Origin of the sequence: Microbispora sp. NPDC049633 (genome assembly GCF_040675265.1) — a bacterium.
GTDB lineage: Bacteria > Actinomycetota > Actinomycetes > Streptosporangiales > Streptosporangiaceae > Microbispora > Microbispora maris.
In genome coordinates this window covers 1-25,250 of sequence record NZ_JBFAOO010000108.1, presented here as the reverse complement: position 1 = coordinate 25,250, position 25,250 = coordinate 1, and the positions used below count along the sequence as shown (strand labels likewise).

The 25,250-nt window shown below is 74.2% G+C and carries 22 protein-coding genes; 12 read left to right on the top strand and 10 right to left on the bottom strand.

Features of this window, described 5'->3' with window-relative positions:
• The first annotated feature begins 153 nt into the window (after nt 1-153).
• The 4 genes from AB0J39_RS25110 (at nt 154) to AB0J39_RS25095 (ending at nt 5,024) form a co-directional block, all read left to right on the top strand.
• Complete coding sequence (locus AB0J39_RS25110; protein ID WP_363468747.1) at nt 154-2,241, top strand: bacterial transcriptional activator domain-containing protein; 2,088 nt, start codon at nt 154-156, stop codon at nt 2,239-2,241.
• A gap of 158 nt (nt 2,242-2,399) precedes the next feature.
• A complete protein-coding gene (locus AB0J39_RS25105; RefSeq protein WP_363468745.1) occupies nt 2,400-3,152 on the top strand; it encodes a hypothetical protein in 753 nt (250 codons plus the stop codon).
• Nucleotides 3,149-4,123 (top strand): hypothetical protein, encoded by a 975-nt coding sequence (locus AB0J39_RS25100; protein ID WP_363468743.1) that lies wholly within the window; start codon nt 3,149-3,151, stop codon nt 4,121-4,123. Before AB0J39_RS25105 ends, AB0J39_RS25100 begins: the two co-directional genes overlap by 4 nt.
• Before the next feature lie 187 nt (nt 4,124-4,310).
• A complete protein-coding gene (locus AB0J39_RS25095) occupies nt 4,311-5,024 on the top strand; it encodes a hypothetical protein (RefSeq protein ID WP_363468741.1) in 714 nt (237 codons plus the stop codon).
• Here the strand turns inward: AB0J39_RS25095 and AB0J39_RS25090 are convergent.
• From AB0J39_RS25090 to AB0J39_RS25060, 7 genes are all read right to left on the bottom strand, one after another.
• A complete protein-coding gene (locus tag AB0J39_RS25090; RefSeq protein WP_363468740.1) occupies nt 4,988-6,148 on the bottom strand; it encodes a histidine kinase in 1,161 nt (386 codons plus the stop codon). The genes AB0J39_RS25095 and AB0J39_RS25090 overlap by 37 nt on opposite strands.
• Nucleotides 6,142-6,810 carry a response regulator transcription factor gene (locus AB0J39_RS25085; protein ID WP_363468738.1) on the bottom strand — a complete coding sequence of 223 codons (669 nt, stop codon included), beginning with the start codon at nt 6,808-6,810 and terminating at the stop codon, nt 6,142-6,144. Before AB0J39_RS25085 ends, AB0J39_RS25090 begins: the two co-directional genes overlap by 7 nt.
• A 168-nt stretch (nt 6,811-6,978) precedes the next feature.
• A complete protein-coding gene (locus AB0J39_RS25080; protein WP_363468736.1) occupies nt 6,979-7,473 on the bottom strand; it encodes a methylated-DNA--[protein]-cysteine S-methyltransferase in 495 nt (164 codons plus the stop codon).
• Entirely contained in the window at nt 7,470-8,972 is a 1,503-nt protein-coding gene (locus AB0J39_RS25075) for an Ada metal-binding domain-containing protein (RefSeq protein WP_363468734.1), read from the bottom strand. Before AB0J39_RS25075 ends, AB0J39_RS25080 begins: the two co-directional genes overlap by 4 nt.
• 178 nt (nt 8,973-9,150) lie before the next feature.
• Nucleotides 9,151-10,089: an NYN domain-containing protein gene (locus AB0J39_RS25070; RefSeq protein ID WP_169986141.1), complete on the bottom strand. Its 939-nt coding sequence runs from the start codon at nt 10,087-10,089 to the stop codon at nt 9,151-9,153.
• A 143-nt stretch (nt 10,090-10,232) separates the two neighbouring features.
• On the bottom strand, nt 10,233-10,466 hold the full coding sequence (locus AB0J39_RS25065) for an acyl-CoA carboxylase epsilon subunit (protein WP_363468732.1): 234 nt from the start codon (nt 10,464-10,466) through the stop codon (nt 10,233-10,235).
• A complete protein-coding gene (locus AB0J39_RS25060) occupies nt 10,463-12,052 on the bottom strand; it encodes an acyl-CoA carboxylase subunit beta (RefSeq protein ID WP_363468730.1) in 1,590 nt (529 codons plus the stop codon). Before AB0J39_RS25060 ends, AB0J39_RS25065 begins: the two co-directional genes overlap by 4 nt.
• Before the next feature lie 212 nt (nt 12,053-12,264).
• Here AB0J39_RS25060 and AB0J39_RS25055 point away from each other — a divergent pair, with 212 nt between their 5' ends.
• From AB0J39_RS25055 to AB0J39_RS25040, 4 genes are all read left to right on the top strand, one after another.
• Nucleotides 12,265-13,032: an ABC transporter ATP-binding protein gene (locus AB0J39_RS25055; RefSeq protein ID WP_363468728.1), complete on the top strand. Its 768-nt coding sequence runs from the start codon at nt 12,265-12,267 to the stop codon at nt 13,030-13,032.
• On the top strand, nt 13,005-14,606 hold the full coding sequence (locus tag AB0J39_RS25050; protein ID WP_363468726.1) for a hypothetical protein: 1,602 nt from the start codon (nt 13,005-13,007) through the stop codon (nt 14,604-14,606). The genes AB0J39_RS25055 and AB0J39_RS25050 overlap by 28 nt, the downstream gene beginning before the upstream one ends.
• A 95-nt stretch (nt 14,607-14,701) precedes the next feature.
• Nucleotides 14,702-15,169, top strand: a complete 468-nt coding sequence (locus AB0J39_RS25045) for a hypothetical protein (RefSeq protein WP_363468724.1) — start codon at nt 14,702-14,704, stop codon at nt 15,167-15,169.
• A gap of 78 nt (nt 15,170-15,247) precedes the next feature.
• Entirely contained in the window at nt 15,248-17,884 is a 2,637-nt protein-coding gene (locus tag AB0J39_RS25040) for a phosphoenolpyruvate carboxylase (RefSeq protein WP_363468723.1), read from the top strand.
• 52 nt (nt 17,885-17,936) lie between these two features.
• On the opposite strand, the gene fdhD is transcribed toward AB0J39_RS25040, so the two are convergent.
• From fdhD to AB0J39_RS25025, 3 genes are all read right to left on the bottom strand, one after another.
• Nucleotides 17,937-18,812 (bottom strand): formate dehydrogenase accessory sulfurtransferase FdhD, encoded by an 876-nt coding sequence (gene fdhD, locus AB0J39_RS25035; RefSeq protein ID WP_363468721.1) that lies wholly within the window; start codon nt 18,810-18,812, stop codon nt 17,937-17,939.
• 62 nt (nt 18,813-18,874) lie between these two features.
• Nucleotides 18,875-19,963, bottom strand: coding sequence for a glycosyltransferase family 9 protein (locus AB0J39_RS25030; RefSeq protein ID WP_363468719.1), 1,089 nt, complete (start codon nt 19,961-19,963; stop codon nt 18,875-18,877).
• Nucleotides 19,956-21,161 (bottom strand): glycosyltransferase, encoded by a 1,206-nt coding sequence (locus AB0J39_RS25025; RefSeq protein WP_363468717.1) that lies wholly within the window; start codon nt 21,159-21,161, stop codon nt 19,956-19,958. Before AB0J39_RS25025 ends, AB0J39_RS25030 begins: the two co-directional genes overlap by 8 nt.
• A 362-nt stretch (nt 21,162-21,523) precedes the next feature.
• Between AB0J39_RS25025 and AB0J39_RS25020 the strand changes: the two genes are divergently transcribed.
• The 4 genes from AB0J39_RS25020 to AB0J39_RS25005 form a co-directional block, all read left to right on the top strand.
• A complete protein-coding gene (locus tag AB0J39_RS25020) occupies nt 21,524-22,738 on the top strand; it encodes a glycosyltransferase family 9 protein (RefSeq protein ID WP_363468716.1) in 1,215 nt (404 codons plus the stop codon).
• Nucleotides 22,739-22,946: 208 nt separating this feature from the next.
• Nucleotides 22,947-23,813, top strand: a complete 867-nt coding sequence (locus tag AB0J39_RS25015) for a biotin--[acetyl-CoA-carboxylase] ligase (protein WP_363468714.1) — start codon at nt 22,947-22,949, stop codon at nt 23,811-23,813.
• Between the two features lie 44 nt (nt 23,814-23,857).
• Nucleotides 23,858-24,370, top strand: a complete 513-nt coding sequence (locus tag AB0J39_RS25010) for a PH domain-containing protein (RefSeq protein ID WP_363468712.1) — start codon at nt 23,858-23,860, stop codon at nt 24,368-24,370.
• Nucleotides 24,371-24,442: 72 nt separating this feature from the next.
• The coding region (locus AB0J39_RS25005) for an adenylate cyclase regulatory domain-containing protein (RefSeq protein WP_363468710.1) at nt 24,443-25,250 on the top strand (808 nt) is incomplete at its 3' end.

The window sequence follows — 25,250 nt, the reverse complement described above, 5'->3', positions numbered from 1 at the left end:
GCATCCTCGCCCACCCCGTCGGAGCGCACCGGCCGCGTCGGCGATGCGGCGGACACACCCGCAACCGCCCGGTCGACGCCGACACCGCGCCCCGTCGGCACGACCACCGCCCAGCCCGCCGGGGTGGACGAGACGGCGCGGAAGGCACCTCCCATGGCGCAGCCGACGGCGCACGGGCGGCCCACAGCGGGGTCCACAGCGGAGGCCACGGCGGGGCCCACAGCGGAGGCCACGACGTCGGGTGGTCACGCCGCCGGGCAGCCGTCCACGCGGCCCTCCACGGCGCCGTCCGTGCCGTCCTCGGGCACGGGCGGTCACCTGACCGCCGGCGCGGAGGCCGGCGACCGGCAGGGCGGGCCGGTCCTCGCCGACTACCTGGCGGCGTCGTCGCTGGCGGCGGCCGGGCTGCTGGCCCTGCTCGGCCGCAGGCGGCGGGAGCAACTGTGGCGCCGGGCCTTCGGATGGCGCATCGCCCGGCCGCGCGGGGACGCCGCCGAGGCCGAGGTCGCGATCCGGCTGGGCGCCGACGCCCCCGGCAGCCGGATGCTCGACATCGGCCTGCGCCTGCTCGGCCGCCTGCTGGCCGACGCGGGCCGGCGCCCTCCGACGATCTACGCCGTCCACCTGTCCAACCGCAGCCTCGACCTGTGGATCCACCCGGCGGAACAGGACGCGCCCGAGCCGTGGGAGTCCTGCGACGACGGGCAGGTCTGGCGTCTTCCGGCCCACGAGGGACGCCGCATCGACGAGCACACGCTGGCCGGGGTTCCCGCGCCCTATCCCGGGCTGGTCTCGCTCGGCACCGGGCAGGGCGGCCGAGTCCTGGTCGACCTGGAGGCCGCCCACGGGGTGATCGCGATCACCGGGGCGCACACCGTCGCCGCGCTGTCGGCGCTGGCGGTCGAACTGGCGACCAACCGGTGGTCCGACCAGATGCGCATCACCCTCGTCGGCTTCGGCGAGGAGCTGACCCGGCTCGCGCCCGAGCGGGTCAGGACGGCGGGCAGCCTGACCGAGGTGCTGCCGGAGTTCGAGGAGCGTGCCCGGTACGACGGCGACGTGCTGACCGGCCGCGTCCACAGCCGTGTTGCCGACCCCGCCCACACGCCGCACTATCTCCTGTCGGCCATCCGCCCCGACGAGGACGAGGCGCGCCGCCTGGCGCTGCTCGGCAAGGGCCGGCGTACGACCTGCGGCTTCGTGATCGCGGGCGAGGTGCCGCACGCCACCTGGACATGGGACATCACCGACGACGGCCGGGCCCGCGTGGACGCCCTGGGCCTGGACATCGAGGCCCACCTGCTGCCGCGCCGGCACTACGACGCCGTGGTCGGCCTGTTCGACACCACCCGGCAGCAGGAGGGCGAGCCGCTCACCCCGCTCACCGAGCGACTGAGCGAGGAGCCGCCCTCCATCGAGGTCCGCGTCCTCGGCCCGATCGAGATCAGTCCGGTGAACCCGCTCGAAGAGGGCCGGGCGGCCCTCGCCCACGAACTCGTCGTCTACCTGGCCACCCACCCGGAGGGGGTCCACCCGGCCGTGCTGGCCGGCGTCCTGTGGCCGCGCGGCGTGCAGCTCGCGGTGCGCGACGCCACGATCGCGCGGGTCGCCGAGTGGCTGGGGCGCGACTCCGAGGGACGCCCTCACCTGTTCCTCGACCGGTCCGGGCGGTTGCGGCTCGGGCCCGAGATCCGTACGGACTGGCGGCTCTTCCAGGACCTCGTACGGCAGGCCGGCGAATGGGCCGAGACCGCCGGACCCGGGGCCACCGGATCAGGCGCGGCCACGCTCGGCGCCGGTGACGTGGAGGCCGGCCTGCTGGAGCGTGCGCTGAAGCTGGTGCGCGGCCCGCTGCTGAACGGCAGGCCGCCCGACCGGTACGCCTGGCTGGCGGCCGACCCCTTGGAGTACGACGTGACGGCCTGGGTGGCGGACGCCGCCCACGCGCTGTGCGAGATCCGGCTGGCCCGTCACGACCCGCACGGCGCGGTGGCGGCGGCCCGGGCCGGGCTGCTGCTCGCGGCCGACGACGAGGGGCTGTGGCGCGACCTGCTCCGGGCGGCGCACGCCACGGGGGAGCCCGTCCGGCTGCGGGCGGTCGTCGACGGTCTGCTGCGCCGCGCCGCCTCGCACCCGTACGGCGGCGGGATGGCGCCGGAGACGGAGGCGCTCATCGACGAGTTGCTGCCCGATTGGCGCCGTACCGTCTCCCCGGACCTCAGAACCTCACGTCTCGCCTGATCGGAGCCCCAATGCCCGGGACGTCACCCTCCGAATCATGCCGATCGGCGCATAGCGCTGGCTCGTCGCCGCCGGCCCTTCCTAGGGTGGCCGAGACAAGGGTGGCAGTGACAGGGATGGCAGGGGCGGGGGATCGCGTACTGCGGAGGACCGCGTTGATGCGTCCAGGACTCGCCACGGCGGCGGCCGCGCCGCCCGCCCCGGCCCGCGCCCTGCTACGCCCGGCCCGCGCGCTGGTTCTCTCGCCCCGTGCGCTGCTACGCCCGGCCCGTGCCCTGCTTCTCTCGGCCTGCGTGCTGCTTCTGCCGGCGTGCGCCCCGCCGGACGCGGACCGCGGCTTCACCCCGGGGGGCGGCGCCGAGCCGGCCGCGGCGACGGTGGCCGGGACGCCGGCCCGCCCACCGGGGACAGAGGCGATCACGGCGGCGCCCGGGCTGACCGTCGAGATCGAGTGGCCGGACGAGCCCGACCCGGTGCGGTCGGCCGCGATCAAGGCGTTCGCCCGTGACTTCACGGCCCAGTGGCGCGCCGTCGGCACCTCCGGCGGCGACCGCTCGTATGTGAAGGGCATCGACCCCGAGTCGTCCGCGTACCAGGACGCCGTCACCTGGGTGCGCGAATTCCTCGACGACCGGCGGTCGGCCCGGGGCGTCGCCAAGCTCTACGCCCTGCGGGTGCCCGCGATGGTGGGACGCGGTGCGGAGGTCTACGGCTGCGTCGACGTGACCGGCGTGCGGCTGACCGACCAGGAGGGCACCGCGCTGGCCCGTCAGCCCGCCTGGCTGAAACGCCCGCGCGCGGTCTACCTGCAGACCGCCGGCCTGGGGCGCGGCGACGACGGTGTCTGGCGGATCCGGCTCTACCGCCACGCGGACTACCCGGACGAGCTCGCGAAGGAGTGCCAGCGATGAGCAGCAGAACGGCGATCGCGGTGACGTCCCTGCTGGCCTGCGGCTTGCTCGCGGTGTGCGTGCCGCCGGCCGCCGCCGACGACCCGGACGGGACGCCGCACGGCGAGGCGTTCCAGCACGGCAACACCGCCGGGGTCAAGCTGACCAATTCCAAGATCGGCCTGTCCGGCAACGGGCTCGGCGGCAAGAGCGACGGCTACCGGATGCCCCGCCCCTGCTGGTACGAGCCGAACTCGTCGGCCGACGACATGCGCAACCTCCAGGCGCAGCAGAAGAAGCAGGCGGTGGAGGCGGGGCTGGACTACGACGTGGACCTGGACAAGTTCGGCGACAAGATCGGCGAGAAGGGTCAGTGGTGGGGCGTCGCCTACGACGCCGGCAACCCGGCGGGACCGTCGTGCGCCGCCGGGCTCGAGCCGCTCGTCTGGGTGCCCGAGGGCACCACCCCCGCCGGGGGGATCACGCTCGAACAGCTCATGCAGATCGCCAGGGCCGCGCTGACCGTGCCGGAGCCGAAGATCAAACTGAGCCCGGACGTCAAGAGCTACGTCAACCTCGGGACCTGGGTGTGGCTGGACGGGGCAGAGGCGGCGCCCCGGTCCGTCACCGCCACGCTGCCGGGGGTCATGTCCGCCACCGTCACGGCGACGCCGGACCACCTCGTGATCGAATCCGGCACCGGCGCCGACCGCGCCGAGGTGTACGACAAGGGATGCGGCGCCACCGGGAAGCCGTACGTGAAGGGCGCCGACAAGGACGGCGAGGGCAAACCCGAGTGCGGCGTCGTCTACCTGCACTCCTCCGTCGACCAGCCGGGCAAGGTCTACACGCTGACCGTGACGAGCGTCTGGAACGTCGTCGGCAACGGCAACCAGGGCGGCCAGGCCGTCCCGTTCGCCTACGACCCGATCCAGGTCTCGGCCACCAGGGACGTGCCCGTCGGCGAGGTCCAGAGCATCGTCAAGAACTGACTCCCCGCCCGGCCCATAGGGGGGCGGGCCGCCGGTCAGGCATGGCAGGCTGACGGCCCGCGGGCGCGTGTAGGGAGATCGGCGGAACGCCGGTCGTCCGGGCGGGGGACGACCGGCCGGGACGCCGCTGCCTACTCTCCCTGCCGGTCCCGCCCGACAGGCGGCGGGCCGGACACGAGGAGTCGCCATGTCGGTGCTTTCGGACGCACGCGCCTTCCGCCGTACGGCGGCCGGGCTCTGCCTGGTCGCCGCCCCGCTCGTCTACGTCGCGGGGGTGGTCGCGGACCCGGCGCTGCGGCAGGGCGGGGACGTCGTCGGCGTCTACGGCCGTCATCCCGAGCAGGTGTCGGTCAGCGCCTCGCTCCTGCACTGGAGCTGGGTCCTGCTGGTCCCGGGGATCATCGGCATGATCCACCTGATCCGGCACAAGGGCGTGCTCTTCGGGCACGTCGCGGGTGGCCTGGCGCTGCTCGGCGTCGTCAACTTCTCCGCGCTGATGCTCGGCGACTTCTTCTACGCCCGGTTGGAGCGGGTCCTGCCGCCCGAGCAGGGAGCCCGGATCGGGGACGAGGCGTTCGCCGATCCCGGGGCGACGTTCGGTTTCCAGGTGCCCGGCTTCGCCGGGCTGCTCGGCCTGTTCCTGCTGGGGCTCGCGCTGGCCTACTCCCGGCGTACGCCGTGGTGGGCGCCGTTCGCGATGCTCGCCGGCATCCTGGGGGCGCCGATCTACCCGGTGGGCACGATCGTCGGCGGGCTGCTCTACCTGGCCGGCGCCGGGGTGATCGGGCTCAGGATGCTGCGCATGACCGACGACGAGTGGGCGGGCGACGCCCCGGCGAGGGCCGCCGTGGAGGCGCGAGGCGCTCAGCCGGGGAGCGGGAAGACGGCCAGCACGCGGTAGCCGCCTGACGGCGTGGGCCCGGCGGACAGCTCGCCCCCGTGCAGAGCGGTCCGCTCCCGCATGCCGATGAGCCCGTGCCCGCCCGTGCCCGCCGAGTGAACGCGCACTCCGTCGTTGACGACGGTCACGCGCAACTCGCCGGGCGCGTACCGGAGGACGACGTCGACCCTCGTGGCGTGCGCGTGCTTCAGCACGTTCGTCAGGGCCTCCTGGATCACCCGGTAGGCGGACAGGCCGAGCCCGGCCGGCAGCGGCCGGGGTTCGCCCGCGACACGCAGGCGCACCTCCGGACCGGCGTCCGCCACCTGGGAGATCAGCTCGTCCAGCCGGTCGAGCCCGGCCTGTGGCGCGGGCGGCGCGGCCCCGGCGTCGCGCAGCATGCCGAGCATCAGCCCGAGCTCCTCGACCGCCTCACGGCCGGCCTGCTCCACCGCGAGCAGCAGGTCGCGCTCGCGGGCGCGGCCGCCCCCGAGCAGCCTGCGCACCCCGCCCGCGTGCAACGTCATGAGGCTCACGTTGTGGGAGACGACGTCGTGAAGCTCCCGGGCGATGCGGGATCGCTCCTGTGCGACCGCCCACCGCGCCCGCTCCTCCCGCTCGGCTTCGAGCCGGGCCGCCTGCTCGGCCAGCCGTCTGGTCTGGTCGATCTGCCGCCGCAGCAGGATGCCGCTGCCGTACGCGACGCCGACGAAGATCGCGCCGATGAGGACCTCGGCGGCGTCGTTGCTCTGCAGTGTCTGCAGGTGCGCGTAGGCGAGCAGCACGCACCCGAGCCCCGCGAGCCCGCGCCGGCTGCGGGGTTCGGCCGCGCCGGCCACGGTGTGGACGAGGATCAGCGTCGAGTAGAAGTGCCAGGCCGCGTAGTACCCGGGACCGGCGACCGCCTGCACGGCCCACCCGATGGCCGTCAGCACGAGGAGCGCGGTCGCGGGGAACACCGACCGCAGCAGCACCACCAGCCCGGCGGCGACCGCGCCCGCCGCGAACGGGAACGGGTCGGCGATCCGCCACGGCTCCGGGCCCTGCCGGCCGAACGACTCCACCAGCCCGGCGACCGCCACGGCGAGGGAGAGCAGGACGTCGAGGCGGGAGGGCCGCCAGTCGCCCGCGAGTCGCCTCAGCACGGTCCGGGCCGCTCTCCCGGCCGCACGACCCCGGCCTCGTAGGCGAAAACCACCGCCTGGATGCGGTCGCGCAGGCGGAGTTTGTGCAGGACACGGGCGACGTGCGTCTTGACGGTCGCCTCGCCGATGTCCAGGTCACGGGCGATCTCGGGATTGGACAGGCCCCGCGCGACCATCCGCAGGACCTGGAGTTCGCGCTCGCTGAGCGAGCCGAGCTCGGCCGGCGCGGCGAGGTCGGGCAGGCTCGCGATCTCGTCGATCACCCGGGGGGCCACCGTGGGGTCGATCAGCGCGGCGCCCGCCGCCGCGGCCCGCACCGCCTCCACCAGGTGCTCCGGGGGCGAGGTCTTGAGCAGGAAGCCGTTCACCCGGGCCCGCAGCGAGGCCTTCAGATTGTCGCCCGTGTTGAAGGTGGTCAGCATGATGATCTTCGGTGGCCGGGGGTCGGCGAGAAGCAGCCTGGCCGCGCCGATTCCGTCCAGCCGGGGCATCGCGATGTCCAGCAGCAGCACGTCGGGCCGCAGCCGCCGGGTCACCTCCACGGCCTCGAAGCCGTCGGCCGCCTCCCCGGCGACCTCGATCCCCGGCTCGGACTCCGCGACGAGCCGCAGCCCGGCCCTGATCATCGCCTGGTCGTCGGCGATCACCAGCCTGATGGTCACGGAGGCTCCCGTCGTCGATGACACCGGCGGCAGCGTAACCAGGCAGCTCGCGGGCGGGCGTCCCCCGGCGACGTGACCTGGCGGATCGCGCGGTCCCTCGAGTGACGGATGGCACGTCCCTCGTTCGGAGGACCCGCCGCGGAACGGCCCTGGCGGTCCGGTGCGGACTCAGGCGCGGGACTCGTGGGCGAGCAGCCATTCCTTGACGGGCGTGCCGTAGTAGTAGCCGCCGTAGCCGCCGGCCGAGGGCAGTACGCGGTGGCACGGCACGAACGGCGCGATCAGGTTCTGCGCGCAGGCCGATCCCGCGGCCCGCGCGGCCGTCCTGGGCAGCCCCGCCTTCTCCGCCAGCTGCGCGTACGACACGGTCGTCCCGGCGGGCACGGCGCGCAGCGCCTCGTACAGGCGCTGCCTCGTCGGGGTGCCGGGCTGCTCGGCCGGGATCCGGTCGAGCGCGTCGACCTTCCCGTCGAGGTAGTCCCGTACGGCCTCGGCCACGTCGCCGAGGTCGCCCTCCCGCAGGGGAAGCGCCCGCAGGGACGGCGAGAGCCGGGCGAACATCTCCCGGGGGTCGGCGGTGAAGCCGGCGGCGACGAGCACGCCGTCACGGGCGAGGATGGCGAGGGGACCCACGGGGGTGGGCAGGGTCTGCGTGACAATCATGATTTGTCGCGTCCTTCCGAAGTGTCGGATGTGTGGCTCCACAGGTGCAGCGCGGCGTACGCGCGCCAGGGCCGCCACCGCTCGGTCTCGTCCGGGGCGATGCCGAGCCGTTCCATGGTCTTGCGCAGCACGAGATCGCCCTCGGGCCACGCGTCCGGGTCGCGCAGCGCGCGCAGCGCGATGTAACCGGCCGTCCACGGGCCGATGCCGGGGATCTCCAGCAGCCCGGCGACGGTGTCGGCGGGGTCGCCGGCGCCGTCGAGGTCGATCGCGCCGGAGGCCACGGCCTCGGCCAGCGCCCTGATCGTGGCGACCCTGCGGGTGGTGAGCCCGAGCCCGTCGAGGTCGGCGGCGGCGAGCCGGTCGGCCGTGGGGAACAGCAATGGCACCTGGTCCGCCTCGGGTGCGCGGTCGCCGCCCGCCCCGTCCGGAACGGCGGGCAGACCGGCCCGGGCGGCGATGCGGCCGAGCAGGGTGCGGGCCCCGGCGACCGAGATCTGCTGCCCGACCACCGCCCGGACCGCCAGCTCGAACCCGTCGTACGCCCCCGGAACCCGCAGCCCGGGACGGGCGGCGACCAGCGGCGCGAGCGACGTCCCGCCGAGGATCTCCCGCACCGCCCCGGGGTCGGCGTCGAGATCGAGCAGGCGGCGGCAGCGCGCCACCAGCCGGGAGAGCCGGTGCGTCTCGGTGGTCCGCACGGTGAGCCGGATGTGCCCGGCGGCGGGCCGCAGCGTGATCGAGCCGCCGGGGACGGCGCGCGTGTAGGCCGTCACGTCGGGCCCCGACCGGCAGACGGCCTCCACCGAGGGGATCGCCCGGGCGGCGAGGAAACGCAGCACCGCCTGCGCGTCGTAGGGCTCCCGGTGACCGAGCCGCAGGGTGAGGCCGGTCGTGAGGGCGACCGGCCCGTGCGCCCCCCGCACCGGCCCGCCGGCCCTGCGCAGCTCACCCGGGGCGAAGCCGTACGACTCCTTCATGGCCGCGTTGAACTGCCGCACGCTGCCGAACCCGGCGGCGAACGCGACGTCCGTGATCGGCAGGGTGGTCTCGGTGAGCAGTTGCTTGGCGAGCAGCAGCCGCCGGGTGCGGGCGACGGCGAGCGGGCCGGTGCCGAGTTCGGCGGCGAACAGGCGGTGCAGGTGCCGCTCGGTCACGTGCAGCCGGCGGGCCAGCCCGGCGACGCCGGACTCGTCGGCCACCCCGTCGTCGATCAGCCTCAGCGCGCGTCCGACCAGGTCGGCCCGGACGTCCCAGCCGGGGTCGCCGGGGCTGAGCTCCGGACGGCAGCGGCGGCAGGGACGGAACCCGGCCGCCTCGGCAGCGGCGGCGTGGCGGTAGAAGCGCACGTTGGACCGCGAGGGAGTGCGGGCGGGGCAGATCGGGCGGCAGTAGATACCGGTGGTGGTGACAGCCGTGTAGAAACGCCCGTCGAAGCGGGAGTCCCGTGCGGACACGGCGAGGTAGCACGCGTCGAAGTCGAGCTGTCGTCTGGTCACGCACATGACGTTATGCGCTGGCCACCGCGGCGGGCTGGCGGAAATCGGACGCCGCCGTCGCGGCGGCCTCGGGCGAGCCGGGCGCTGACGCCGGGAGTGCCTCGCACCGGGCCGGGCGCTGAGCGAAGTGCCTCGCGTGAGCCGGGAGTGCGCCCGCGCGCGGGTTCGGGCGCCGGCGTCACTTGCTGGAGATGCCGACCCCGAGGTCGAACTCCCGGTAGACCCGGGCCCAGAAGCCGTCGCGCAGCCACACGCGTGCCTCCGGATAGGGCCGCAGAGAGTGGCCGAGCTCCTTCTCGGCCTCGATGAGCAGCTCGGTGTCGATCACCGTGGGCAGCAGCGGGCCCGGCAGCAGGTCGCGGATGTTGTCCCGGCCGCGGGTCAGTATCCACTTCTGCGCCACGTGTTCGCCGACCTCCTCCACCCGGGGCCGGCCCGGGCCGAGTTTGGCGACCTGACCGGCGGGCGCCTTCGGCGGCATCGGCTTGACCGTACGGCCCGCGAAGACTTGGGCGGGCGACGGCGTGGGCGGCACGGGAACGGGCACCGGGGCGCGGGTGAAGAACGGACGCAGGAAGTCGGCGCTCAGGATCTCGACAGTGTCCGACTCCCAGACGAGCCGTTCGGCCTGGTTGGTGCCGAACGGCGGCTCGACCCCCCACAGGTGGACGCGCACGCCGTACGCCTGCGCGGCCTCCACGGCGGGCACCATGTCCTCATCTCCGGCGATCAGCACGGTGTCGCTCACGGCGTGGTGCCGGGCCAGCGCCTCGAGATCGCTGCGGATCTGCGCGTCCACGCCCTTCTGCTGGCCACGGGCGTTCAGATTGCCCAGCCTGACCTTGACCCAGGGCAGCTGGGCGATCACCCGCTGGTCCACGGTGGGCACACGGTCCCGGGCGGCGTCGTACCAGTAGACGCGCAGCAACTCGCCCTGGATGCGGTCGACCGCGTGCTTCTGCAGCGCCTGGATCAGCTCGTCCGCGGCGACGCGGTACTCCTTACGCTCCTTGGCGCCTAAGAGAACCTCACCGGCGGCCGCGTAAAGGTAACCGACGTCCACGAGAACGGCATACTTGGCGGAAATGCCATGTGCGCTGAAGTCCGGGATGGCCATGGTGTCCTCCTGGACTCGTCACTAGATGATCGGCTGACTATATTCCCCCGCTTTCTAGATAGTCCCAACTCTTGAGCCAGTTGACACCCTGTTCCGTCGATGTAATCGGACCGTGGTCGTCGCGGATGGCAGGGTAGACGGCGTCAGCCGCCGGGGAAGAAGGCCCGGCGCCAGGCTCCCGGTCCGTGCGGGAGCCCCGGGCGCAGCCGATGCGCCGGGTTCCTCCAGTTTCCCGTCGCCGGCGGCGGCGTGGGCCGGGCGCCGCCGGCCGCCGCCCCTGCCGCCGCCCGGGCCGCCAGCGCGGCGACGAGGGCGACGGTCTCCTCGGGGGTGGCGTCCCCCCGGACGATGCTGAGATACGGCTCGCTGCTGCTCACAGCGGGATGTTCCCATGCTTCTTCGGCGGCAGCGCGGCCCGCTTGGAGCGGAGGGCGCGCAGCGCGCGGACGACCTGGACCCGGGTGTCCGAGGGCCGGATGACCGCGTCGACGTAGCCGCGCTCGGCCGCGAGATACGGATTGGCCAGCGTGTCCTCGTACTCGCCGACGAAACGGGCCCGCGCGGCGTCCGGGTCGTCGGCGGCGGCCAGCTCGCGGCGGTAGAGGATGTTGACCGCGCCCTGCGCCCCCATGACGGCGATCTGGGCGGTGGGCCAGGCCAGGTTGATGTCCGCGCCGAGGTGCTTGGACCCCATGACGTCGTACGCGCCGCCGTACGCCTTGCGGGTGATGACGGTGACCAGCGGCACGGTCGCCTCGGCGTAGGCGTACAGCAGCTTCGCGCCGCGCCGGATGATGCCGTTCCACTCCTGGTCGGTGCCCGGGAGGAAGCCCGGCACGTCGACGAAGGTCAGCACCGGGATGTTGAAGGCGTCGCAGGTGCGCACGAACCTGGCGGCCTTCTCACTCGCGGCGATGTCGAGCGTGCCGGCGAAGCTCATCGGCTGGTTGGCGACGACGCCCACAGAACGCCCCTCGACCCGGCCGAAGCCCACGAGGATGTTCGGCGCGAAGCCCGCGTGGATCTCCAGGAACTCGCCGTCGTCGAGGACGTGCTCGATGACCGTGTGCATGTCGTAGGGCTGGTTGGCCGAGTCGGGGATCAGCGTGTCGAGCTCGCGGTCCTCGTCGGTCGTCTCCAGGTCCGCCTCGACGTCGAAGGCGGGCGGGTCGTCCATGTTGTTGGACGGCAGGTACGACAGCAGCGCCCTGGCGAAGTCGAGGCAGTCCTGCTCGTCGGACGCCTCGTAGTGGGCGACGCCGCTCTTCGAGTTGTGCGTGTGCGCGCCGCCCAGCTCCTCGAACGTCACCTCCTCGCCGGTCACGGTCTTGATGACGTCGGGCCCGGTGATGAACATGTGCGACTTCTCCTGCACCATCAGGACGAAGTCGGTCAGCGCGGGGGAGTACACGGCGCCGCCCGCGCACGGGCCCATGATCAGCGAGATCTGCGGCACGACGCCGGAGGCGTGCACGTTGCGCTTGAAGATCTCGGCGTACAGGCCGAGGGAGACCACGCCCTCCTGAATGCGCGCCCCGCCCGAGTCGTTGATGCCGATCACCGGGCAGCCGGTCTTGAGCGCGTGGTCCATGACCTTCACGATCTTCTCGCCGAAGACCTCGCCCAGCGAACCGCCGAACACGGTGAAGTCCTGCGCGAACACCGCGACCGGCCGGCCGTCCACCGTGCCGTACCCGGTCACGACCCCGTCGCCGTACGGGCGCTCGCGGTCGAGGCCGAAGGCGGTCGCCCGGTGCCGGGCCAGCTCGTCGAACTCCACGAAGGAGCCCTCGTCGAGGAAGGCCGCCAGCCGCTCGCGGGCCGTCATCTTGCCCTTGGCGTGCTGCTTCTCCACCGCTCGCTGGGACCCGGCGTGGGCCGCCTCGCTCCGGCGGCGCTCCAGGTCCGCGATCTTGCCGGCGGTGGTGTGGATGTCGATCTCGGGGACGCGTTCGGCGCTCATCGCCCGCTCACCGTTCCTCGTATGCTCAGCGGCCCTCGGGTCCCGAACGCCGCTCCGGGTCGCGTCGAATCCATGGCGGAAAGGGTAACCAGCCGGGGGCCGTCCGGTCGCGCCGGGTCGCGCTCACCGGGCTGCTCCTTGCATCAGGTGAGGAACGGGGTTCACGTCCCGTTCGTTCGAATCGACGACGGCTTGAGACAGATGGGGGCTCCATGACGGACGCCGTACGCACGCAGGGGTTGTACAAGCGCTTCGGACAGCAGGTGGCGGTCGGCGGGGTCGATCTGGTCGTGCCGAGAGGCAGCTTCGCCGGCCTGGTCGGTCCCAACGGCGCCGGCAAGACGACGACCCTGAGCATGGTCACCGGGCTGCTGCGCCCGGACGGCGGGCGGATCGAGATCGACGGCCACGACGTGTGGGCCGACCCGGTCAGCGTCAAGGCGCACATCGGCGTGCTGCCCGAGGGCCTGCGGCTGTTCGAACGGCTGTCCGGCCGTGAGCTGCTCATGTACGGCGGCCAGCTGCGCGGCATCCCCCTGGACGAGGTCGGCCGGCGCGCCGACGAACTGCTCAAGGTCATGGACCTGGTCGAGGCGCAGGACAAGCTGGTGGTCGACTACTCCACCGGCATGCGCAAGAAGATCGGCCTCGCGGCGGCGCTGCTGCACAACCCGCGCGTGCTGTTCCTCGACGAGCCGTTCGAGGGCGTCGACCCCGTCTCCGCCAACACGCTGACCGAGGTGCTGCGCAGATTCACCGCCTCGGGCTCCACCGTCGTGTTCTCCAGCCACGTGATGGACCTGGTCGAGCGGCTGTGCGACTGGGTGTCGGTGATGAACCGCGGCCTCGTCGTCGCGCAGGGCCCGCTCGACGACGTACGGCGGGGCCGCACGCTCAACGAGGCGTTCCTCGACCTGGTCGGCGTGCGCGGCAACGGGGACGAGGGGCTGTCGTGGCTCGGCTCCGGGAGCACGCCGTGACGATGACGTGGCTGTTCGTCCGGCTCAAGCTCAGCCTGGTCCGCGGGGGCCTGCGCGGGAGCGTGGGCAAGCAGGCCGGCTTCGCCTTCTCGCTGGCCGCCGCGTTCCTCACCGCCGTCGCGGGGTTCGGGCTGCTGTCCCTCATCCGGCTCGCGCCGTCCGACGTCGGCCTCGACCTCGTGTCGGCGGCGTTCGCGATGTTCGCCGTCGGGTGGGTCGTCGTGCCGCTCATGGCCTTCGGGCTGGACGAGACGCTCGACCCGGCCCGGCTCGCCCTGTTCCCGCTCACCACCCGGCAGCTCGCGACCGGCATGTTCGCGGCGTCGGCCGCCGGGCCGTGGCCGCTCGCCTCGCTGGCCGCGCTGTGCGGAGGGGTGGTCGCGCTCGCCCACGGACCCGGCGGGGTGCTCATCGGGGTGCCCGCGGTGGTCCTCCAGTTCGCCTTCTGTCTCACGGCCTCCCGCCTGGTGACCACCGCGTTGTCCGGCGTGCTGCGCACGCGCAGGGGACGTGACCTGCTCGCGGTGGTCGCGATCATCGGCGTGCTGCTCGTCCAGGTGCCGAACCTGCTGCTGAATCGCGGGCTGACGGGCGACCCCACGCGGATCCTGGCGTCCGCCGGGGACGTCCTGCGGTGGACGCCGCCGGGGCTGGCCGCGCACGCGATCGCCGACGGCGGGCTCATCGGCGTCGCCGAACTGGTCGTCGTCGCGATGTCGGTGGTCGTCATGGGATGGCTGTGGATCGCGGCGCTGCGGTACGCGCTGGTGCGGCCCGACTCCTCCAACCGGGGCGGCGGCTCCGTCCGCCGTTCCCGGACGGGCCGCTCCCGGACAGGCCGGTTCCTGCCCGGCGGCATGCTCGGCGCCGTCGTCGCCAAGGAGTTGAAGTACGCGAGGCGGGAACCGCGGGCCCGGGTGAACTGGATCAGCGCGATCTTCGTGAGCGCGGTCGTCATGTTCTCCCTGCGGGGTCCCGGCGGCTCGACGGGACAGTGGACGGCGATCGGTCCCGCCTGCCTGGCGGCCGTGGTGATCGGGCTGCAGGCGGCCAACTCCTTCGGCATCGACGGCAGGTCGCTGTGGATGAACGCGGTGGCCGTCGCGACCCCGCGCGACCTGCGCACCGACCTGGCCGGGCGGCACCTGGCCATGGCGGTCGTCGCGGTGCCGCTGCTGGCGCTGGCGTCGCTGGCCGCCGCCCTCGTGGCGGGGAACGCCGCGTGGGCCGTCGTCGCCGCGCTCACCGCGTGGGGCGTGCTCGGCACCGCCATGGGAATCGGCTCGATCACCAGCGTGACCGCGCCGTACACCTATCCCGACCGGATGAACGCCTTCACCGGCGCCGCCCCCGGGCAGGGCGGGCAGGCGTTCGTCGCCTCCTTCGCCACGATGCTCGTCACCGGCGTGCTCGCCCTGCCGATCGTGCTGCCGGTCCTCCTCGGCCTGACCTGGTGGGCCGTGCTCGCCGTGCCGTACGGCATGGCGGTCGCCTGGGCGGGACGACGCATCGCCGCCGGCATCGGTTTCGCCCGCCTCCCCGAACTCCTCGCCGCCGTCTCCCGCCCCTCCTGAGAGGTAACAGAGCGGTCCCGAAGTCCTTGCGGCGTTGCGGGCGATTCGGCCCGGCTCTATAACCGTTTGGACCGTTCTCAAAAGGGAGAAGTGACATGCGCGAACGTGGCCTGACGGGCCGTGCTATCTGGGCGCCGCTGGTCGCGGCGGCGCTGAGCGGCCTGGTCATCGGGGCGCTGGCGCGTCTCCTGATGCGCGGGATCAAACTGGCCATCGAAGGGCCGACCGACATCTCCCCGGCGGGCACGGCGATCATCATCGTCGCCTTCGGCGTGCTGGCCCTGCCCGCCGCGGTGACCGCGACCGCACGTCCGGTGATCATGCGCGCCGGCCGGTGGGTGACCGCCCTGGTGACGGGACAGCAGGTCGCGGCGACGGGGCTCGGCGACGCGAAGACCATCCTGCTGGCCGACGACAGCCAGTTGACGACGATCTCCGTGCTGCTCGTCGGGTTCGGCGCGATCGTCGTGGCGCACGGTCTGCTCGCCCAGTACCTCACCCGTCGTCTCAGGGCGCTCCCCGAGGCCCGGGCCGAGCAGACCCCGGCCGTGCGACCGGTCTGACCTGCCCGATCCAGTGGTCTAGTCCATTTGGTGAGACCGCCCTCGGGCCACCGAGCGGGATTCGCTAGCCTTCGAAGCATGGCCGCCATCGCTCCTGCCGAACGACACAACGCCGTAGCGGAGATGCCGGACGAACTCCGCGCTGACGTGCGCCTATTGGGTGGACTCCTGGGTCAGGTGATCGCCGAACACGGCGGTCCCGACCTCCTCGCCGACGTGGAACGGCTCCGCAAGGCGGTGATCGCGGCCCGGCGTCAGGAGACGACGGCCGACGAGGTCGCGGCCTTGGTGGCCGAGTGGCCCGTCGACCGCGCAGTGCAGATCGCCCGGGCCTTCACCTGCTACTTCCATCTCGCCAACCTCGCCGAGGAGCACTACCGGATCCGCACTCTGCGGCAGCGTGACAAGGACGACGTGCCACTGCGCGAGTCCCTGGCCGAGGCCGTGCAGGGGCTGCGCGGAGACGACCGGCTCCAGGAACTGATCGACGGGCTGGAGTTCCGGCCCGTGCTGACCGCCCATCCCACGGAGGCGCGGCGGCGTGCGATCGTCACCGCCATCCAGCGGATCAGCGCCCAGCTCGACGCCTACAACGCCCCCGGGCGGGGCGCGGCCGAGCGCGAGGAGGCCCACCGGCGGCTGCTGGAGGAGATCGACATCCTCTGGCGGGCCAACCAGCTCCGCCACACGAAGCTCGACCCGCTGGACGAGGTCCGTACGGCGATGGCGGCCTTCGACGAGACGCTGTTCCGCACGGTGCCGCAGATCTACCGGTCGCTCGACGCGGCGCTCGGTCCCGGCACCGGCACACGGGAGCCGCTCGCCAAGGCGTACATCCGCTACGGCAGCTGGATCGGCGGGGACCGCGACGGCAACCCCAACGTCACCGCCAGGGTGACCAGGGAGGCCATGCAGATCCAGGCCGAGCACGTGCTGATCGCCCTGGAGAACGCGACCACCCGCATCGGCAGGTCGCTCACCCTGGCCGAGGTCTTCACCCCGCCGTCCGCCGAGCTGCGCTCCGCGCTCGCGCAGGCCGAGCACGACCACCCCGACCTGGTGTCGGAGATGGCCACCCGATCGCCGCGGGAGCCGCACCGCCAGTGGCTGATGTTCGTGGCGGCCAGGATCGCCGCGACCCGCCGCCGCGACCTCGACCTCGCCTACCGCGCGCCGTCGGAGCTGCTGACCGACCTGCGGCTCGCGCAGGACTCCCTGCGCGGCGCCGGCGCCGTACGGCAGGCCTACGGCGAGCTGCAGCACCTGATCTGGCAGGTCGAGACGTTCGGCTTCCACCTGGCCGAGCTGGAGGTGCGCCAGCACTCCGCGGTCCACGCGGCGGCGCTCGAGGAGATCGCCTCCGGCGCGCTGTCGGAGCGCACCGAGGAGGTCCTGGCCACGATCCGGGTGATCGCCTGGATCCAGGAGCGCTTCGGCGTGACCGCCTGCTCCCGGTACGTCGTCTCGTTCACCCGCTCCGCCGACGACATCGCGGCGGTGTACGAGCTGGCCAGGCACGCCCTGGGTGAGCGCGCCCCGGTGCTCGACGTGGTCCCCCTGTTCGAGTCGGGCGAGGACCTGGACAACTCCTCCGCCGTGCTGGAGGGCATGAGCAAGCTGGAGCCCGTGCGCCGGCGGCTCGCCGCGAACGGGCGGCGCATGGAGGTCATGCTCGGCTACTCCGACTCGGCCAAGGAACTGGGCCCGGCGGCGGCCACCCTGCGGCTGTACGACGCGCAGGCCGCGCTGACCGCGTGGGCCGCGGCCAACGACATCACGCTCACGCTCTTCCACGGCCGCGGCGGCGCGCTCGGCCGGGGCGGCGGACCGGCCAACCGCGCCGTGCTCGCCCAGGCCCCCGGCTCGGTCGCCGGCCGGTTCAAGGTCACCGAGCAGGGTGAGGTCATCTTCGCGCGGTACGGCCACTCGGCGATCGCCAAGCGGCACATCGAGCAGGTCACCAACGCCGTGCTGCTCGCGTCCACCTCCGCTGTGGAGTCGGGCACCGCCGCGGCGGCGGAGAAGTTCCGCCGGCTGGCCGACACCGTGGCGGCGGCCTCCGAGCGCGCCTACCGGGCGCTGACCGAGGCTCAGGGCTTCCCCGAGTGGTTCGCGCTGGTCAGCCCGCTGGAGGAGCTCGGCTCGCTGCGGCTCGGCTCCCGGCCGGCGCGGCGCGGCCTCGGCGCGCCCCGCTCGCTGGACGACCTGCGGGCCATCCCGTGGGTGTTCTCGTGGGCCCAGACGCGGGTCAACCTCCCCGGCTGGTACGGCCTGGGCAGCGGCCTGGCGGCCGTGGTCACCGACGGCGGCATGGCCGAACTGCGCTCGGCGTACCAGGAGTGGGCGTTGTTCGCCGCGATGCTGGACAACGCCGAGATGTCGCTGGCCAAGACCGACCGGTCCATCGCGTCCCGCTACCTGGCCCTGGGCGGCCGGGCCGACTTCGCCGAGCAGGTCCTGGAGGAGTACGACCTGACGAGGCGGCTGGTGCTGGAGGTGACCGGGCACACCCGGCTGCTGGAGAACAGGCGGGTCCTGTCGCGGGCCGTGCAGCTGCGCGACCCGTACGTGGACGCGCTCAGCCACCTGCAGCTGCGGGCGCTGACGGCGCTGCGGACGTCGGGCGACCTTTCGGACAAGGAGCGCGAGCGCCTGTCCACCCTGCTGCTGCTCAGCGTGAACGGCGTGGCGGCCGGCCTGCAGAACACCGGCTGACGCCGCGAGCGACCGATCGGGCGCCCGGGCTCCGGGCGCCCGATCGGGGCGTTCAGGGCTGTCCGACGTCGACGCGTTCCGGGCAGGCGTAGATGTTGAAGCGCTCCTCGCGCAGGAACCCCACCAGCGTGATGCCGAACTCCCGCGCCAGGTCGACGGCGAGCGAGGAGGGCGCGGACACGGCGCACACGATCTGGACGCCCGCGCTCGCCGCCTTCTGCATGATCTCGTAGCTGACCCGGCCGCTCACCAGCAGGACGTGCCGGTCGAGGGGGCTCCGGCCGCCGAGCAGCGCCCAGCCGACCAGCTTGTCGACGGCGTTGTGCCGCCCCACGTCCTCCCGTACGGCCACGGGCGTGCCGTCGGGGGTGAACAGCCCGGCGGCGTGCAGCCCGCCCGTCCTGCCGAAGACCCCCTGGGCCTCCCGCAGCCGGTCCGGCAGGCCGTACAGGGTCGTGGCGGACACGCCGACCGGCGGGCGCACGGCCGGCACGGCGCAGCGGTCGCGCAACGCGTCGAGGCTCGCCGTGCCGCAGACGCCGCACGCGCTCGACGTCAGGAAGTTGCGCGCCCGGGCGCCGAGGTCGGGCAGGTGCGGGGTGGTGAGCCGCACGGTCACGGTGTTGTAGCGCGCCTCGGGGTCCAGGTCCTCGTCCGTGCAGTAGCCGATGGCGGCGATGTCGCCGGGACCGGTGATCCCCTCGCCGTGCAGGAAGCCCGCCGCGAGCTCGAAGTCCGCGCCCGGCGTCCGCATCGTGATCGCCACCGTACGGCTCTCGCCGCCGGCGAGGAGCCGGATCTCCAGCGGCTCCTCGGTGGCGAGATCGTCCCGCCGGTCGCGTACGGACGACCCGGACACCCTCCGGACGCGTGCGCGCGTGACGGGCCCCAGCCGAGCCGTGGGCCGCGCCGCGCCGTCCCGTTCCATGTGCCGTCTCCTCCAGGGCATGGCTGCCGTTGTTTCCGGTACGCAGCCTGCCACGCCGCGTCTCAGGCGTCGTCCGCCGGGTGGCGCGCGGGGGAATCGACGCACAGGCGCGTCACGGCGCGGGCGACGGAGGACACGCCGATGTCGGTCATGCAGGCGGCCCCCGCCGGAGACAGCGGGCATTCGGCGGTCCACCAGCACGGCTGCTCGGTGATGGCGGTGGGCCGGCGGTGCGGGCATCCGGGCTGTCCCTGCAGGTCCACGGCGCCGCCCGGGCCCGCGGAGGCGCCGATGCCGTACCTGCGGGCCCAGGTGGGGCCGAAAAGCCCGACGGTGGCCGCTCCGGCCGCGGCGGCCACCCGCAGCGGCCCGGTGTCGCCGCCGACGACCACACCGCCGCGCCGCGCCAGGGCGGCGAAGCACGCGGCGAGCCCGCGCAGGCCGCACCGCGGCAGTGCCGCCACCTCCGGGCCGAACGCCGGGTGCGCGGCGCCGGCGCGCTTGGGCGGCGCGTCGGGCGTGAGCAGGGGATGGCCGCGCCGGGCCAGCAGCGTGGCGAGTTCGCGCCAGCGGCCGGCGGGCCACCGCTTCACGTCCATGCCCGCGTCGGTCACCAGCACGACCGGGGGCCGCGCCGTACCTGCCGGGGTGACGGCCGGGAGGCGGCGGGCGAGCGCGCTCTCGCCGTACGCGATCTCGGCCGGCGTCAGGCGCACGGCCGGACGGGCGAGGGCGTCCTCGGGCCGGAGCAGCCCCTCGGCGACCAGGATGCGCAGGTAGCGCTCGCCGACCGGCTCGTCCGGGGGCGGACGGCGCCACAGGTCGGTGACGCACCGCGCGCCCGACGCGGTGAGGAGATCGGGGATGCCGTCATAGCGGGTGGTGGTGATCGCGAGGTCCGGGCGGCGGGCGGCCAGGGCTTCGGCCACGGCCTCCCGCTCGGCGCCCGCGCCGCCGTGGCGGGGGATGAGCACCCGTGCGACGGCGGGGTCGCCGCGCAGGAGGGCGGCGCCGGGCTCATGGGTGAGCACGCGCAGCGACGCGCCCGGGTTGCGCAGGGCCAGGCCGTGCACGGCGGGCAGGAGCATGACCAGGTCGCCGATCCCGCCGAGCAGGTCGACGACCAGGATCTCCCGGTACGGCTCACGCATCCCGGCGCCCGGGCGGCCGGCCAGGGCCGGCCAGGGTCTCGTACAGCGCCCGGTGGGCGGAGGCGACCCGCGACCAGGAGTGCCGGGCGGCGAGCCGCCGGGCGGCCGCGCCGAGGCGCCGCCGCGCCTCACGGTCGCCGAGCAGCGGCCCGACGGCGTCCGCGATGGCGGCGGGGTCGCGGCGGGCCCCGATCACGGCGACGGCCTCCCCGAGCGGAAGGCCGGGGTCGGGCTCGTCCGGCACGGTGACCGCGGTCGGCAGTCCGTGGGCCAGCATCGTCAGCAGGGCGCCGCTCTTGGTCGTCACCCCGGCCGTGAAGGGCAGGACCCCCACGTCCGCCGCGTGCAGGAGCTCCGACACCCGGGCGGCGGGCAGGTGCCCGGTGAACGTCACCGCGTCCGCGACGCCGTGCCGCGCGGCCAGTGCCCCGAGCTCCGCGCGGAAGGCCCGGGCCTCGGCCTCCGGCAGCGCCTGGGAGGTGAAGCCACCCACGACCAGCAGCCGCAGGCGGGGGCGGGCCGCGCGCAGCACTGGCAGCGCCTCGACGAGCTGCCGCACGCCCTTCACGGGATGCACGAACCCGAAGAAGGCGAGCAGCGGATCGTCCGCGCCCAGGCCGAGCGTGTCCCGCACCCGCACGCGCGCCTGCCGTCCGCCGCCGTGATCCACGACGTTCGGCGCCAGGGGCACCTCCACGGCGGCCGTCCCGACGCGCTTTCGGACCTGCAGGGCGTGGGAGGCGTTGGTCACGACCACGAGGGCGCTGGCGGGCACCAGCCGCCCGGTCTCCCGGTCCCACAGGCGGGCGCGTTCCAGGGGCCGCCAGACGTGGGCGGGCACCCAGCCGGGGGCCGCCCACCAGCCGTACTCGTGCAGGGTGGTCACCAGCGGCGCGCCGGGCGGCAGCAGGGACGGCAGCAGCCCGGGCAGCCCCGAGAACCGGTAGGCGGACGGGGCGAACTGCACATGGACCACGTCGGGGCGCAGCCGCCGCACTCGCCGGGCGGCGTCGAGCGTGGCGGGCAGCCAGTGCCGGGGAGAGCGGGCCTCCGGTGATCCCACGGGCACCCCCACCGCCTCGACCCCGGCCTCGCCGAGCGCGCCGACGAGCCGTTCGACGTAGTCGCCGACGCCGTCGTGATCTGCGGGCCCGGGACCGTGGACCATGGCGACGCGGATCCGGCCACGCTCCGTCACGGCCGTCTCCCCTCGTCGGCTGTCTTCCCTCTGGTGGCGATGTTGAAGAGCCTCGATCTGGTCGAGCAGGACAGCGGCCGCGGCAGGTACCGGCTCGGCGTGGGCCAGGTCAGCCTCGCCGGGGCGACCGGCGGCTCACGACTCGTCGCAGGAGGCCGGAGCCTGTCGCGGCGATGTCGTGTCCGTGTGTCCACGACCCCGGCGTCTGGTCGCACCGCAGAGGGCGCCCCGCCCACCCCGCATGCATGCGCTTTCGCGGGGCGGCCGCGGTGCCGCGCTCGGGAAGGTGCCCGAGGGACTTTCGTGGCAAACCATGCATTTATGGGGCTTTATGCGCCTTTTTCGGAGGGTACCCGCAGGAAATGGAGCATCCTGCGGCGCTCGCTGGCCCGCCGGTCCCGTGGCGGGGGCTCGCCCGCGTGCTCGTGATCCGCCCCGACAACCTCGGCGACGTCGTGATGGCGGGCCCGGCGCTGCGGGCGCTCCGGCGGGCCGCTCCCCGGGCCCGGCTGGACCTGCTGGCGGCCCCCGCCGGCGCCGCCGCCGCCGCGCTGCTTCCCGAGGTCGACGGCGTGCTCACGGCCTCGGTCTCGTGGCAGAAGACCGGCGGGGAGGACGTCCCGGTCACCGACGACCTGGACCTCGTCGAGCGGATCGGGTGGGGCGGCTACGAGGCGGCGGTGATCCTGACCTCGTTCTCCCAGGCCCCCTGGCCGGCCGCGTACTTCTGCCGGCTCGCCGGGGTGCCCGTACGAGTCGGCATGTCCAAGGAGTTCGGCGGGGCGGGGCTGACCCACTGGGTGCCGTCACCGCCGGACGAGACCCACCAGGTGGATCGCGCGCTGCACCTGCTCGAACGGGCGGGTGTCCCTCCGGTCGAGGGCAGGCTGCGCGTGCGGGTGCCCGCGGAGGCGGCCCGTACGGCCCGCCGCCTGCTCGGCGCCGCCGCGGGCGGCCGGTCCGCCGGGGACGGTCACAATGACGGCCGTGGTCCTGGGGACGGCCGCGGTCACCGGGACGGCCGCGGTCACCGGGACGGCCGCGGGAGGCGGCCGTGCGCGCTGATCCTTCCCGGGGCCTCCTGCTCCGCGCGGCGGTACCCGGCCGACCGGTTCGCCCGGGTGGCCGGGCTGCTCACCGCCGCGGGGCTGCGGGTCGTCGTGGCGGGCACGGCCAGGGAGAGGCCGCTCGTCGAGCTCACCGGCGCCGGCGTGCCCGGCGCGCTCCTGCTGCCGGGCCGGCTCGACGTGCCGGTCCTGGCGGCGCTCATCGACGCCGTCGACGTGGTCGTGTGCAACAACAGCGGCGGGGCGCATCTGGCCAGCGCGCTCGGCACGCCCGTGGTCGTGCTGTTCGCCGGCACCGAGCAGGTGGAGCAGTACCGGCCGCGGTTCGGGCCGGCCTCGATCCTCACGGTGCCCACGGCGTGCTCGCCCTGCCGCCAGTTCGCCTGTCCCTTCGCCCTCGACTGCCTCGCCATCCCCCCGGAGCAGGTCGCCGCCGAGGCGCTGCGCCTGGCCGACGAGCGCGGCGGCCCCTGGTGGCGAACCCCGGCGGGGACGCGGGGCGCGCAATGAGCCGGTGGAGGGACCGGGCCCGACGGACGGCGGTGCCGTCGCCCGTGAGAGCGATGCGGTGACCACGGTGCCTCACCCCGCGGACCCCGGCTCGCCGCCCGGCTCCGGCGCATGCGCGCGCTGGAGTCCGCCATAGCGGCCAGCCCGGCCGAGAGAACGGGCACCGGGCAGCGGCGGAGGCGGCCCCGGAGGCCGATAGCCTGAGCGGGTGCCCAACTCGCCGTACGCCGATCTCGACCGTCCTCCGCTGTCCGAGACCGCGCTGACCAGGGCGCTGGTGCGCCCCGGCTCGCTGTGGTCGTCCGTACGCGTCGTCGAGCGGACCGGCTCCACCAACGCCGACCTGGCCAGGACCGTGCGCGAGAGCCCGGCAGAGGGCGCCGTCCTGGTCGCCGAGGCGCAGACGACCGGCCGGGGCCGGCTCGGGCGGCCGTGGACCGCGCCGTCGCGCTCGGGGCTGACGTTCTCGATGCTGCTGCGGCCGGAGGTGCCGCTCGCCCGGCAGGGCTGGCTGGCGCTGCTGGTCGGCCTCGCCGCCGCCTCTGCCGTACGGCGGATCGCGGAGGTCGACGTGCGGCTCAAGTGGCCCAACGACCTGATGGTGGGGGAGCGCAAGCTCGCCGGCATCCTGGCCGAGCGGGTCGACCGCGCGGTGGTCGTCGGCATGGGGCTCAACGTCTCACTGCGGCGGGATGAACTGCCCGTGGACCGGGCCACGTCCCTCGCGATCGAGGACGCCGCCTGCACCGACCGCGACCCGCTGCTGCGCGCGATCCTGCGGGAGATCGAGTCGCACTACCGCGACTGGGTGGCCGCCGACGGCGACCCGGACGCCTCGGGCCTGCGCGCCGCCTACCTCGCCTGGTCGTCCACAGTGGGGCAGGAGGTCAGGGTCGAGCTGCCCGGCGAACGGGTGCTGACCGGCCTCGCGACCGGCGTCGACGCGTCCGGTCACCTGCTCGTACGCGGCGCGGACGGCGACCACGCGCTCAGCGCGGGCGACGTCGTCCACGTCCGCCGCGACACGTCCGGCGAAAGCCGTGACACTTCCGGGGGGAACCGCGGCGCGGGCTGACCGAACGCATGCAATCGACCGGCGATCGTGTCACGATTTGCGCCATGGGTCTCCCTGATCAATACCTGGCCGACGGCGAGCGGGTCGTTCTATCGTTCCATCCGCACTGGAAGCGGCTGATCCTGCCGTTCCTCGCCTTCCTCGTCGTGCTAGCCGCCGTCGTCGCGGCCTTCGTCTTCATCCCCGGCGACTACGAGTACGCGGGGTACGCCCGCGGCACGGTGGCCGTGGTCGCCTTCGTGGCGCTGGTTCTGTGGACGCTCATCCCCTACCTGCGCTGGGTGACGACCTCCTACACGCTGACCTCGCACCGCTTCGCGATCAGCACGGGGGTGCTGAACAAGTCGGAGGACGACATCCCGCTGGCCAAGGTCAGCAGCGTGAGCTCCGACCAGCGGCTCCTGGAGCGCATCCTCGGCTGCGGCACGCTCCGGGTCGAGTCGGCGTCGGAGAAGGGCGACATCGACTACCGGGACATCCCCCAGATCCAGCGCGTACGGCACGAGCTGTTCCGGCTGGTGGAGGACGCCGCGGACGGGAACATCGACGGGGACTGAGTGCGGCGCGGCCCACGGGCCGGCGTAGCGGGCCCGGACGAGAAAGACAGGCAGGACACGGGGGAGGGGGACGTGGAGACAGGGGGGCGCCCCGGCGCCGACGACATGCGGCGGCTGTTCCTGGGGCCGCCGCCGGCCTACACGCGACGGCAGGTGGCCGAGGCGGCCGGCATTCCGCAGGACCTGGCGGCGCGGATCTGGCGGGCCCTCGGCTTCGCCACGTTCGCCGACGAGGCCGTCGCGTTCACCGAGGCCGACCTGGCGGCCCTGCACCGCATCCGCGACCTGCTCGACGCGGAGATGCTCGACGAGCGGACCGTCATCCGCATGGCGCGGGCCCTCGGCCGTACGACCGCGCGCCTCGCCCAGTGGCAGGCCGAGATCATGGTGGACGCGTTGATGGAGCCCGGCGCGAGGCCGGGGGAGGAAGCGCTGCGGCAGGTGATGGACACCGTCAGCCGCCTGCTGCCGGACTTCGAGCAGACGCTGGTGCACGTATGGCGCTCCCAGCTCGCCGCGACCGCGAGCCGGCTGGTCTCCCTGGCCGAGCCCGGCGAGGACGTCTCGCCGACCCGCCCGAGGCTCGCCGTCGGGTTCGCCGACCTCGTCGCCTTCACCCGCGTGTCGCGCGAGCTGGACGAGCTGGCACTGGCCGACCTGGTCGAGGGGTTCGAGTCGCGGGCCTCCGACGTGATCGCGGCGCACGACGGGCGGCTGGTCAAGACGCTCGGCGACGAGGTGCTCTTCACCGCCGGCGACCCGCGGACCGCGGCCCTCATCGCGCTCGACCTGCTCGACGAGCTCAAACGGGACGCCGAGGGGCCGGACGTGCGGGTCGGGCTGGCGTACGGGCCGGTGCTGCCGGCCATGGGTGACGTGT

Bases quoted from the DNA above. Each gene is read 5' to 3' on its own strand.
- AB0J39_RS25110 (WP_363468747.1), top strand. From the start codon at position 154: ATGGCGCAGCCGACGGCGCACGGGCGGCCCACAGCGGGGTCCACAGCG.
- AB0J39_RS25095 (WP_363468741.1), top strand. From the start codon at position 4,311: ATGTCGGTGCTTTCGGACGCACGCGCCTTCCGCCGTACGGCGGCCGGG.
- AB0J39_RS25030 (WP_363468719.1), bottom strand. From the start codon at position 19,963: ATGCGTGAGCCGTACCGGGAGATCCTGGTCGTCGACCTGCTCGGCGGG.
- AB0J39_RS25040 (WP_363468723.1), top strand. From the start codon at position 15,248: ATGGCCGCCATCGCTCCTGCCGAACGACACAACGCCGTAGCGGAGATG.
- fdhD (WP_363468721.1), bottom strand. From the start codon at position 18,812: ATGGAACGGGACGGCGCGGCGCGGCCCACGGCTCGGCTGGGGCCCGTC.
- AB0J39_RS25010 (WP_363468712.1), top strand. From the start codon at position 23,858: ATGGGTCTCCCTGATCAATACCTGGCCGACGGCGAGCGGGTCGTTCTA.
- AB0J39_RS25070 (WP_169986141.1), bottom strand. From the start codon at position 10,089: ATGGCCATCCCGGACTTCAGCGCACATGGCATTTCCGCCAAGTATGCC.
- AB0J39_RS25055 (WP_363468728.1), top strand. From the start codon at position 12,265: ATGACGGACGCCGTACGCACGCAGGGGTTGTACAAGCGCTTCGGACAG.
- AB0J39_RS25060 (WP_363468730.1), bottom strand. From the start codon at position 12,052: ATGAGCGCCGAACGCGTCCCCGAGATCGACATCCACACCACCGCCGGC.
- AB0J39_RS25105 (WP_363468745.1), top strand. From the start codon at position 2,400: ATGCGTCCAGGACTCGCCACGGCGGCGGCCGCGCCGCCCGCCCCGGCC.
- AB0J39_RS25100 (WP_363468743.1), top strand. From the start codon at position 3,149: ATGAGCAGCAGAACGGCGATCGCGGTGACGTCCCTGCTGGCCTGCGGC.
- AB0J39_RS25045 (WP_363468724.1), top strand. From the start codon at position 14,702: ATGCGCGAACGTGGCCTGACGGGCCGTGCTATCTGGGCGCCGCTGGTC.
- AB0J39_RS25020 (WP_363468716.1), top strand. From the start codon at position 21,524: ATGGAGCATCCTGCGGCGCTCGCTGGCCCGCCGGTCCCGTGGCGGGGG.
- AB0J39_RS25080 (WP_363468736.1), bottom strand. From the start codon at position 7,473: ATGATTGTCACGCAGACCCTGCCCACCCCCGTGGGTCCCCTCGCCATC.